At 70.1% G+C, this 11,713-nt stretch carries 7 protein-coding genes; 4 read left to right on the top strand and 3 right to left on the bottom strand.

Annotated elements, in window-relative coordinates; genetic code table 11:
• Nucleotides 1–4: 4 nt before the first annotated feature.
• The gene (locus tag WFQ05_RS07470; protein WP_130520740.1) at nucleotides 5–352 is read left to right on the top strand and encodes a hypothetical protein; all 348 of its coding nucleotides are present in this window, start codon (nucleotides 5–7) and stop codon (nucleotides 350–352) included.
• Between the two features lie 48 nt (nucleotides 353–400).
• Nucleotides 401–1,240, top strand: a complete 840-nt coding sequence (aroE, locus tag WFQ05_RS07465) for a shikimate dehydrogenase (RefSeq protein WP_130524581.1) — start codon at nucleotides 401–403, stop codon at nucleotides 1,238–1,240.
• Between the two features lie 519 nt (nucleotides 1,241–1,759).
• Here the strand turns inward: aroE and WFQ05_RS07460 are convergent.
• Nucleotides 1,760–2,938, bottom strand: coding sequence for an OsmC family protein (locus tag WFQ05_RS07460; RefSeq protein ID WP_337053315.1), 1,179 nt, complete (start codon nucleotides 2,936–2,938; stop codon nucleotides 1,760–1,762).
• Nucleotides 2,939–3,203: 265 nt separating this feature from the next.
• On the opposite strand from WFQ05_RS07460, the gene WFQ05_RS07455 reads away from it, so the two are divergent.
• Complete coding sequence (locus WFQ05_RS07455) at nucleotides 3,204–6,239, top strand: TonB-dependent receptor (protein WP_337053314.1); 3,036 nt, start codon at nucleotides 3,204–3,206, stop codon at nucleotides 6,237–6,239.
• A gap of 32 nt (nucleotides 6,240–6,271) precedes the next feature.
• On the top strand, nucleotides 6,272–7,258 hold the full coding sequence (locus tag WFQ05_RS07450; protein WP_165402999.1) for a DUF1684 domain-containing protein: 987 nt from the start codon (nucleotides 6,272–6,274) through the stop codon (nucleotides 7,256–7,258).
• A 6-nt stretch (nucleotides 7,259–7,264) separates the two neighbouring features.
• Here the strand turns inward: WFQ05_RS07450 and WFQ05_RS07445 are convergent, their stop codons facing one another.
• Nucleotides 7,265–7,906: an exopolysaccharide biosynthesis protein gene (locus tag WFQ05_RS07445; protein ID WP_337053313.1), complete on the bottom strand. Its 642-nt coding sequence runs from the start codon at nucleotides 7,904–7,906 to the stop codon at nucleotides 7,265–7,267.
• 88 nt (nucleotides 7,907–7,994) lie between these two features.
• A complete protein-coding gene (locus tag WFQ05_RS07440; protein WP_130524576.1) occupies nucleotides 7,995–11,441 on the bottom strand; it encodes a PAS domain-containing hybrid sensor histidine kinase/response regulator in 3,447 nt (1,148 codons plus the stop codon).
• Nucleotides 11,442–11,713 lie beyond the last annotated feature (272 nt).

Below are 11,713 nucleotides of genomic sequence, written 5' to 3'. Positions count from 1 at the left end.
CGCGATGAGTACCGGCATGGCCCTGCAGGCGCTGCTCGGCCTGCCCCTGGTCTGCGCCACCGCCTTCGCGCTGCTGGTGGCGCTGATCGCCCCGCGCGTGCCCGGCCGCACCCTGGTGCGCTGGGGCGCGGCGCTGATGCTGCTCGGTCAGGTGGGCGCGCTGGGCGTGAGCGTGGGCCAGACCCTGCTGCTGCAGCGCACCCTGGCCGGCGGCGGCAGCCTGCAGCAGGCCGGCGTGGTGATCGGCTTGATCCACATGGGCCTGGGCGTGATCGCGGTGGTCGGCCTGAGCCTGCTGGCGGTCGGCTTCCTGCGCACGGCCCGGGCGGCGGCCGGCGCCATGCCGCGCTGAAGCCCGGCATGGGACACTAGGCGCTCGTCGTCCCATCCGAGTGCCCGCATGAGTCGTTACGCGCTGTTTGGCCGGTCCGTGGCCAAGTCGCCCTCCCCGCAGATCCACGCCGCCTTCGCCCGCCAGACCGGCATCGCGATGGAATACGTCGGCCTGGACGTCGAGCCGGGCGCGCTGCCCGCCGCCCTGGACGCCTTTGCCGCCCGTGGCGGCCGCGGCGCCAACGTCACCGTGCCGCACAAGCAGGCCGCCTTCGCCGCCTGCACGCGCCTGAGCGCGCGCGCCCGCACCGCCGGCGCGGTCAACACCCTGCGCCTGGAAGAGGGCCAGTGGTACGGCGACAACACCGACGGCGCCGGCCTGGTGCGCGACCTCACCGGCCGCCACAGCCTGGACCTGCGCGGCCGACGCGCCCTGCTGCTGGGCGCCGGCGGCGCCGCGCGCGGCGTGGCCCCGGCCCTGCTGGAGGCCGGCGTGCGCGAGCTGGTCATCGTCAACCGCAGCCCCGAGCGCGCCGACGCCCTGGCCGACGCGCTGGGCGAACCCGGCCGCGCCCATACCCGCTACTGGGAAGACCTGGCCGGCATCGGCGACTTCGAACTGGTCATCAACGCCACCTCGGCCGGTCGCGACGCCGGCGCCCCGCTGTCGCTGCCCTTCGCCCTGTGCAACGACATGACCGGCGCGGTGGACCTCAACTATGGCGAGGTGGCCATCCCCTTCCTGGCCTGGGCCCGCGCCGCGGGCCTGCGCACCATCGTCGACGGCCTGGGCATGCTGGTCGAACAGGCCGCCGAGAGCTTCGAGATCTGGCACGGCGTGCGCCCCGACACCGACCCGGTCTACGCCCTGCTGCGCGAGGGCGCCCCGGAACCGGCAACAGCCTGAGCCTCTGGCGGTTGTCTTTGCGGTTGCGGTTGCGGTTGTGGTTGCTCAAGAGCTTTTGCTTTTGCTTTACCTGTCTGAGCCGTAAAGCGAGCCGAGCATCGCAGGAAGACGGGGCCGAAGAGGGGCCCTGTTTGAGCGAAGCGAGTTTGGGCCCCGTGCCCCGTCTTCCGAGAAGCGCAGGGAACCGCCGCGCAGCGGCGGCTCGCGTCCCGGCGAGAAGCGGTTTTGGCTACTTTTGACAAGACAAAAGTAGCTCGCGCGGCGAAGCCGTGCGAAAGCTTTGCTTTTAAGCCCGTCGAGCGCGCTCAAGCCTGCTATCAACCGCGTTTCAGCGCCAGCGTGTTAGTGCACAGCTTGCAACCCGCGAGAACGTCCACGCAGCGTTGCCGGGGGACGAGGGGACCCCGTTCCCCCCAACCGTCGTTCCCGCGAAGGCGAGAACCCAGCGTGTCTCGCGCTGCAAAGCCAAAGCCCCTGGATTCCCGCCTGCGCGGGAACGACGGTCTGTTAGCCCCGGTCTTATCCCTTGGCATCGGCCACATAGGGCCCGTGGACGATCCTGCCTTCCAGCTTCTGCGAATCCTTGACCAGGTTGTACAGCGGGCAGGTGTCCTCCACCGCCTTGGCCAACGCATCGATGTCCGCCCGCGAATTCGGCGAAGCGATGTCGACCTGATAGGTGATGTAGCCATAGCGCGCCGGTGACTTTGCGTTCCTGCCGAAGCGCGGACTGAGCTCGGCATCGGCGGTGAGTTCGAGCTTGTCCAGCAGCACACCGCGGGCGGCCGCCTGGATCTCGAAGATGTGCGTCGGGCAGGTGGTCACCACGCCCAGTAGATTCTCTTCCACGGTCGGCGCCAGGCCGCGACCCAGCAGGCCGGGCGCACTGTCGTGGAGCGCGCTGAAGTAGCCGTCGTCGCCCAGCCAGGTCTGCCGCAGGCCGGTATGCGGCTCCACCCGCGTGTGCGCGATCAGGGTGCGCGGCGCCTGCGCCTCGCCGCGCGGCTTGCTGGACGTCAGCGTGCCCTTGGTCACCGGCACCTGGTCTTCGAGGATGAACTCGCGCAGGCCCGGCTGCGTATTGGGCGCGCGCTGGGCCGGGGTCTGCTGGTAGTGGATCGTCAGCGGACTGACCTGGTGCGGCTGCGTCACCAGGTCGATGACCGAGGAGTTGGCGTGGACGGCGGCCTTCAACGCCTGAAGCTCCGCATCCGATGCCGGCGACTGGATGTAGGCCACGTAGGACAGGTTGTTGGGATAGCTGAGGTTGGCGTTCTTGCGCTCGGGGATACTGGTGAACACGATGTCCAACGCATCCAGCGGCACGCCACGCACGGCGGCCTGGACGATGTATTCGTCGGCCACCGCGCTGGACAGCATCGCCACCAGCGATTCCCACGAGCCGGGCGCCAGGTTGAAGCCGGCGCCCTGGCGCGGGCTGTCGCTCAGCCACTGGAACTGTTCCTTGTCGCCAACGCGCAACCGGCGCACGCCCGAGCGGCCTTCGGCGATCACATGCGCATGCAGGCGCGTGGGTGCGGCGTCCTGCTGCTGCAGGGCCGAAATGGCCTGCGCCTTGTCCTTCAGATAATCGCGCAGGGGCTGGTCGCTCTCCGCCGAGCGGGCCGGCGATACGGACAGCAACGATGACAGCGCTAGGACGGCGCCGATAAGGAGCTTGGACGAAACAGTGGGCATGGGCTGACGCTTCGGATGGACAAAGAGCGTGCATCTTCACTGACAACGCCCGTCTCCCCTCATGCCCATCGGCCATGTGGAAACGCCTCACCCTTTCATCGGCAACCGCTCCTTGCGCCGGCATAAGCAGCGAATAAATCCGCATTTCGCAAACCGATGAACGCTGTTCAGGCTGCTGCTCCCCTTCACCGACACAGGGCGCCGCGTGCAGCCGCATCGTCATTCTCCAAACCCGCTCGTGCTGGAGACGCGCGCTCGATCCCGGTTGTCGCTGGCGCTGTGCGCACTGCTTTGCAGCGGCACGCTGCATGCGCAGGACACCACCGAGCGCGACACCAAGCCGCAGGACGCGACGGCGCAAACGACCGACGTGCCGCAGCACGGCGACAGCAAGACGCTGGACAAGGTGTCCGTGGTGGGCTCGCAGATCGCCGGCGGTGGCGCGCAGGCGGCGCTGCCGGTGGTCAGCGTGAGCAAGGAGCAGATCGACTCGACCGGCGCGACCAAGGGCGATGAGCTGTTCCGCAACCTGCCGCAGTTCGGCGATGTGGCCTTCACCCAGAAGACCGTCAATGCCGGCCGCAACCAGAACTATGCGCGCGGCGACGTGGCCTCGATCAACCTGCGCAACATCGGCTCGCAGTACACGCTGCTGCTGGTCGATGGTCGCCGCACGGTCCAGTACCCGCTCAGCGGCAACACGCCTTCCTACAACGCCAACGCGATCCCCACCTTCGGCCTCGACCGCCTGGACGTGCTGCTCGATGGCGCCGCGGCCGTGTACGGCTCCGATGCGGTGGCCGGCGTGGTCAACCTGGTCCTGCCCAGCAACCTCAACGGCGGCGGGGTCGAACTGGGCTATGGCCACGCCGAGGGCACCAGCCGTTCGACCCGGTCGCTCGACGGCTACTGGGGCAGCGACTTCGCCGAGGGGCGCGGCAACGTCAGCCTGCTCTACGGCGCCTCGCACCAGAGCAAGCTGCTCAACAGCGACCAGGCCTATACCGCGACGGCCCGGCGCAGCATCGCCGAGGACGGCCGCGCGGTGCCCGATCCCAACGGCACCGCCGGTGGACTGAGCACCTACACGCCCTGGGGTCAGTTCACGCTGGTCAGGAAGAACGCCGACGGCTCGGTCGCGACGCTGGGCCAGCCGTACTACGTCGACACCACCGGCACCCTGCGCCGCGCCAGTTCGGTTCCGACCTCGCTGCGCTACGACACCTCGGCCGCGCCAGGCATCACCCAGGAGCCCTCGGTCGACAAGGCCAACGTCTACGCGAGCGCGCACTTCGATCTGAGCCAGACGACCCAGCTTTTCGGCGAACTGGGCTACTACCGCGCGAAGTCCGAATCGCGCTTCTCCGGCGGCCCGAACTCGGTGCTGAGCTCCACGGTGCCTAACTACGTGTACGTCGACACCAACGCGTACTGGGTTCCCGCGTCCCTGCGCGCCGCCGCCGCCGCGGCCGGCGCCAGCGCGATCCGCCTGACCAACTACCAGCTGGTCGACGAGCCCGTGCAGCGCCTGAAGGACGACAACTCGGAAGTGCGGGTGCTGACCGGCGTGCGCGGCAGCACCGAGGGCGGCTGGAACTGGGAGAGCGCCGTCCTGTACGCGCGTGCCCGCGTGGTCGACAGCCAGCAGAACGGCCTGTTCAATCAGTTCGTCGCGGCGTTGAACAAGACCACCGCCGACGCCTACAACCCCTTCAATGGCGGCGACCCGTCGCATCCGAGCTGGGGCGACGCCACGCCCTCCGACCTGGCCGGCATCCTGGGCTGGACCACGCGCATCGGCACCACCACGCTGGCCTCGTGGGACTTCAAGGTCGATCGGCCCGATGCGCTGCGCTGGTACGCGGGCGAGATCGGCGTGGCCGCGGGTGTGGAGCTTCGCCGCGAGACCGCCAAGGACGACCGCGACGCGAACGTCGACGGCACCGTCCAGTACCTCGACTGGTATACGGGTAACGTCAACTCGAGCAACGTGTTCCTGACCAGCTATTCCGACGACATCAGCGCCAGCCGCACGGTGAAGTCCGTCTTCGCCGAGCTCGCCGTGCCGCTGGTCTCGCCCGAGCTGGGCATTCCGCTGGTCAAAGCCATCGATCTGCAGGTCGCCGGCCGTTACGAGGACTACAACGACGCCGGCTCGGTGGCCAAGCCGAAGCTGGCGCTGGCCTGGAACGTGGTGGACGGCCTGCTGCTGCGCGGCTCGGTGAGCGGCGGCTTCCACGCGCCCGCGCTGGAGCTGGCCAACTCCGGGACCATCTGGCGCGGCGGCAGTACCATCGACCTGATCCGCTGCGATGCGCTGGTCAAGCGCGGCGCCTACGCCAGCTACAGCGCCTGCACCAGCGCCACGAGCGGCGCGGTGCTGCTGGCGCCGCTGTCCACGAACATCGACACCGGCACGGTGTTCGACAAGGGCAGCATCAAGCCGGAGACCAGCAAGCAGTACTCGTACGGGTTCGTGTTCGAGCCGGCGTTCCTGCCCGACGCGGCCGGCCGGCTGAGCTTGGGCGTGAACGCCTGGCAGATCCGGATCGACAACCCGATCAGCGCGCTCGGCGGGACCAACGAACTGCTCTACGACGCCTACCTGCGCACCAGCGGTCAGGGCGGAAGTCCCAACGTCGTCCGGCTCGACCCCACCGCCGAGGACGCGGCCCAGTTCGCCGGCTCCGGCATCGCCCCGGTCGGCGCGCTGCAGTACGTCAAGACCTACTACGCCAACGGCAACCCGCTCACCGCCCGCGGCATCGACTACGACCTGAGCTGGCGCAAGCGCGGCACGGCCTGGGGCGACTGGACGTTCACCGTCAACGTCAGCCAGCTCAAGCGCTACTCGCAGGAGCCGCTGCCGCAGGTCAAGGCCATCGCCGGCGCGATCGCCAGCGGCGTGCTGGTGAACATCGTCGACCCCGCCACGCTGGCCGCCTACAACCAGGTCGGCCTGGAGGGCGCCAAGCCGGAGTGGCGCGGCAGCGCGGCGCTGATCTGGCATCGGGACGACTGGACGGTGCGCCTGCGCGACAACTACATCGGCAGCGTCACCAGCGCGGCCTACAGCTTCGTGGCCAGCACCGCGCCGCACAAGGTCGATGCCACCCAGTTGTGGACGCTGTCGCTGAGGAAGGGCTTCAGCCTGGGCGCGCTGGCGGGCAGCTACGTCGAGGTCGGCGCGCGCAACCTGTTCGACAAGGATCCGCCGCTGGACGCCGGCGGCAACTATCTGGCCGCCCTGTACGAAGACTACGGCCGCTATCTCTACCTCAACGTGGGCGCCACCTGGTGAGCGCCCGCCTCTTCCCTCAACGGAGCACCCTCGTGAAGACTTCGCATCCCGCGCCCAGGCGACTCGCCGCCGGCCTGCTCATCGCGCTGCTGTCCGGCACCGGCGCCTGGGCGGCCGACCTTCCCAAGCCGGGCGCCGCGTCCGGCCAGCCCAACGCAAGCGCCTTCGCCCAGGCGCAGGCCAAATTCGAGCAGGACTATGCCACCGGGCTGCGCAAGCCCGACGGCTGGCCCAGCGTGATCGGGCTGCACTGGATCGAGCCGGGCAAACAGTCGGTGGGCGGCGCGGACGGCAACCGCATCAAGCTGGCGATCGCGCCGGCCACGCTGGGCGTGATCGAGGAGCGCGGACAGACCGTCTACTTCACCCCGGCCAAGGCGGCCGCGATCACCGTGGACGGCAAGCCGCTGGACCATGAGATCGCGCTCGCGCCCGAGGGCCACGATGGCGGCACCCAGCTGGTGTACGACGGCGGAAAGGGCAAGATCAGCCTGATCAAGCGCGCCGACCGGCTGGCGCTGCGCGTGCGTCATGCCGACGCGCCGACACGGCTGAACTTCGCGGGGGTGGATTTCTATCCGGCCAACCCGGCCTGGGCGATCAAGGCCAGGTTCCATCCCAATCCGCCGGGCACCACGCTGCCGATCGCCAACATCATCGGCAACGTCACCGACACGCCGAATCCGGGCTATGTGGAGTTCGAGAAGAACGGCAAGACCTGGCGCCTGCAGGCCCTCGGCGACCCGAGCAAGAGCCTGAACTTCATCTTCCGCGACGGCACCAGCGGCAAGACGACGTATCCGAACGCGCGCTTCCTGCGCACCGGGCCGGTGGCGGCCGACGGCACGGTGCTCATCGACTTCAATCGCGCCTACAATCCGCCCTGCGCCTACACCGCGTATGCGACCTGCCCGCTCCCTCCGAGGGAGAACCTGCTCAGCAAGACCGCCGACGGTCAGGTCGCGCAGCTGGCAGTGGAGGCCGGGGAGAAGAAATACCGCGGCCAGGTCGACCACTAGGCCCGGCTAGCCCGCCAGCCGCTGCAACGCCTCGCGCAGCGCCAGGCCGCCGCCGCCGATCAGCACGCCGAAGTAGACGATGCTGGCCAGATTCATCAGATGGCCCAGCAGCGCCGCGACGCCATCGCGCTGCATCAGGCCGATCGCCAGCAGCAGGATCGCCAGCGCCGGCAAGGTGTTGGAGAAGGGCACGAAGCCGAACGGCGCCATCAGCAGCAGCGCGCCCAGCACCAGGCCGGCGTCGTTGACCGTCTCGGCCGGGCGCGAATCGACCAGGGCGGGCAGCCGGTGCGGGCGGCTGATCTTCTGCAGCCGCCCGACCCAGACCATGCCGCGGCCGAGCGCGCTGCGCAGCCGGTCCGAAGGCAGCTGGCGTTCGCGCAGCCGCGCCGGCAGCCACAGCGGGCGGCGCAGCAGGCGGCACACGCCGACCAGCAGGATGCCGGCGCCGAACACCGTGCTCACCCCGGGAATCGACACCGGGATCAGGAACACCAACGTCAGCAACGCCGTCAGCAGCAGCAATCCCTGCGGCCCGAACTGGTCGAGCAGCGCGTCAAGGCTGAGCTGGTCCGGCGGCAGATGGTCGATGGCCTGTTGCAGCTGGTCGCCCAGCGCGGTGGTGGACGGGTCAGGCGCGGCGCGCATGCGGGATCCGAAGCGACGTGGGACCGCGAGCCTAGCCCGGCCGCGCATGTCGGCGCTGTCAGTCGGCGCCGACAAACGCAGGCGCGATTCAGCGCGCGGCGGCGCCGTGCGCGGCCAGGAAGGCGCGCAGCGAGGCCGGCTTGACCGGCTTGGTCAGCAGGCGATAGCCGCGCTCGCGCGCCTCGGCCTTGAGCTCGTCGCGGCCATCGGCGGTCAGCAGCGCGCCGGCGATCGGGCCCGGGCTGGCGGCGCGCAGCGCATCCAGGGTGTCCAGGCCTTCCAGGCGGTCGTGCAGGTGGTAGTCCACCAGCATCACCGCCGGCGCCTCGGCCACCACGCGCTCCAGCGCCGCATCGACGGTGGCCGCGGTGACCACGTTCACACCCCAGCGGCCCAACAGCACGCGCATGCCATCCAGGATCTCCTGGTCGTTGTCCACGCACAGCACCTTGAGCCCGGTCAGCGAGTCGCTGGCCGGCATGCGCCGCGGCACGGCCGGGCGGGCGCTGATGCTGGCCGCGCGCGGCACGGTGATTGAGAACATGCTGCCCTTGCCGACGTTGCTGCGCGCGTCCAGCGGCGCGTCCAGCACGCGCGAGATGCGCTGGCAGATCGACAGGCCCAGCCCCAGGCCCTGCTCGCCCCAGTCGAAGGGCTGCTGGTAGCGCTGGAACTCGTCGAAGATCTGGCGCATGTGCTGCGGCGGGATGCCCGGGCCGGTGTCCCACACCTGCAGCTCCAGCTGCGCGCCGCGGCCGCGCATGCCCAGCACGATCCGGCCCGAGCGGGTGTAGCGCAGCGCGTTGGCGATGAAGTTCTGCAGCACCCGGCGCAGCAGGCGGCGATCGCTGCGCACCGGGGCGCGGTCGCGCACGTGCACGCGCAGCTGCAGGCCGCGGCCGGCGGCCACCGGCGCGTACTGCGCGGCCAGCTCGCGCATGACCTCGGCCGCGTCGAAGTCGGTCAGCTCGGCGCGCAGGCGGTTGTGGTCCATGCGCGAGACGTCCAGCAGGCCGTCGAGCAGCTCCTCGGCCGCGCGCAGCGAGGCGTCCACGCGCTCGGCCAGGCGCACCTGCTCGGCCGCGTCGCCGCCACTCTCGCGCAGGGCCGAGGTGAACAGCCGCGCCGCGTTGAGCGGCTGCAGCACGTCGTGGCTGATGGCCGCCAGGAAGCGCGACTTGGACTGCTGCGCCGATTCGGCCTCCTCGCTGCGCTGGGCCACGCGCTGTTCCAGGTTCTCGTTGGCTTCCAGCAGGGCCAGCTCGACGCGCTTGAACTCGGTCACGTCGTTGTAGCTGGTCACGTAGCCGCCGCCGGGCAGCGGCTGGCCGCGCATCTCGATCACCTGGCCGTCGCTGCGCGTGCGCTCGAACACGTGCGGGCTGCCGGCGCGCATGTAGCCGATGCGCTTGGCGATCTGCTCCTCGACATCGCCCTCGCCCAGCTCGCCGCGCTCGGCGTTGTAGCGGATCAGGTCGGCGACCGGGCGGCCGACGTAGAGCATGCCCTCGGGATAGCCGAACATGGTCTGGTAGCGGCGGTTCCAGGCCACCAGGCGCATCTCCGGGTCGACCACGCTCACGCCCGAGCTGATGTTCTCCAGCGTGGAGGAGAGGATCTCGCGGTTGAAGCGCAGCTCCTGGCCGGCCTCGTCCAGCACCGCCACCACCTCGCCCAGCTCCATGCCCGAGCCGCGCAGCACGCTGGTCAGCACCAGCCGCGCCGAGGCCGCGCCGATGGCCGAGGCCAGCAGGCGTTCGGTGAACTGCACCCAGGCGCGGTCGGCGTTGGCGTCGAGCTTGAGCTCGCGGCCCAGCTCGCGCGCCTGCTCGGCGAAGGCGCGCGAGGCATGGCGTTCGCCCACCACGCGCTGGGCCAGCGACATCAGGTCGGCCACGCGCACGTTGCCCGGCCACTCGCTGGCGATCAGCGCGCGCCGCTGCGCGTACGGGTCCAGGAACGGCACGATGCGCAGGCGCTCGTCCAGCGAGGGCCGCCAGCGCGCCGAGACCAGCATCATCGTGGCGGTGTTGAGCAGCAGCGACCAGAACGTGCCGTGGGTGAGCGGGTCCCAGCCGCTCAGGTTGAACAGCTGCTGCGGCTTGAGCCAGGCGATGCCGAACGGCCCGGTCTCCAGCCACTCCGGCCCCAGCCAGCCCGAGGCCGACAGCGTCGGCAGCAGCAGCGTATAGCCCCACACCGCGAAGCCCGCCGCCATACCCAGCTCCACGCCGCGCTTGCTGGCCCCGCGCCAGTACAGCCCGCCGATCAGCGCCGGGGCGAACTGCGCCACCGCCGCGAAGGCGATCAGGCCATAGCTGGCCAGCGTGCTGTCGCCGTTGCTGCCGCGGTGGTAGGCATAGGCGCACAGCGCCAGCACCAGGATGGTGACCCGGCGCACCCACAGCACGCGCGTGGCCACGTCGGCCGCGTCGTGGCGCTCGCCCCAGCCGCGGCGCAGCAGGATCGGCATGACCAGGTCGTTGCTGATCATGGTCGCCAGCGCGATGCTGGCCACGATCACCATGCCGGTGGCCGCCGAGAAGCCGCCGATGTAGGCGGCCATGGCCAGCTTGTCCTGGCCGATGGCCAGCGGCAGGGCCAGCACGAAGGTGTCGCCGGCCTGCGCGCCGTGCCCGCCGAACAGCTCCACCCCGGCGGTGGCGATGGGCACCACCATCAGCGAGATGATCACCAGGTAGGCGCCGAACATCCAGCGCGCGCGGCGCACATCGCCCACGTCGCCGCATTCGACCACCGCCACCTGGAACTGGCGCGGCAGGCACAGGATGGCCAGGAAGCCCAGCAGGGTCTGGGTGAGGAAGCCGGCCGGCGGCTGGCTCTCGAACAGCGTGCGCGCCGCCTCGCCCAGCGGATGGTCGCGCACGCTCAGCCAGTGCCAGGACACCAGGCCCACGGCCACCAGCGCCACCAGCTTGACCACCGACTCCAGCGCCAGGGCGGCCATCATGCCGTGGTGGTGTTCGGTGGCATCGACCTGGCGGGTGCCGAACAGCGCGGCGAACAGCGCCATCAGCAGCGCCACGTACAGCGCCGGATCGTGGAAGAAGCCGGTGGTCTCCGGGTTGTGCCCGGTCAGCACGCCCAGGCTCATCGCCACGGCCTTGTACTGCAGGGCCAGATAGGGGATGACGCCGAACAGCGCGATCAGCGTCACCAGCGCGGCCAGCCGGCGCGAGCGCCCGTAGCGCGAGGAGATGAAGTCGGCGATGGAGACGATGTTGTGGCTGCGCGCCAGCAGCGCCAGCCGCTCGATGATGCGCCAGGCGAACACCATCAGCAGCAGCGGGCCCAGGTAGATCGGCAGATAGCTCAGGCCGTGGCGCACCGCCGTGCCCACCGCGCCGTAGAAGGTCCACGACGAGCAGTACACCGCCAGCGCCGCCGAATAGATCACCGGGCGCAGCCAGCGCAGGTTGGGATACAGCCGATAGCGGTCCCCCAGCCACGCCACGCCGAACAGCACCGCGGCATAGGCGACGGAAATCCCCAACAGGACCCAGCCTGAGATCATCGTGTTCCTTAAGGATGTGTGGCGCGCGGACGGCGCGCCCGGCGGCCAGTGTACTGAGCGGCGTCAGGAAAGCCCCGTCGCCGCCGTGGCGGCTCCCACAAAAGCGCCAGCCGTCAGCCGTCAGCAAACCCCCCTACCGTCATTCCCGCGAAAGCGGGAATCCAGGGACTTTGCTCCTGCGCTTCGACCTCCTGGTTTTCCCGCTCGAACGTCCATGGATTCCCGCTTTCGCGGGAACGACGGATTGGGAGGATCGGGGGAGCGACGGCGTT

It is taken from the genome of Pseudoxanthomonas sp. USHLN014 (assembly GCF_037153335.1).
GTDB lineage: Bacteria > Pseudomonadota > Gammaproteobacteria > Xanthomonadales > Xanthomonadaceae > Pseudoxanthomonas_A > Pseudoxanthomonas_A winnipegensis.
Note: the sequence above shows the minus strand (reverse complement) of the source record. Positions and strands in the feature narration are given on the sequence as shown.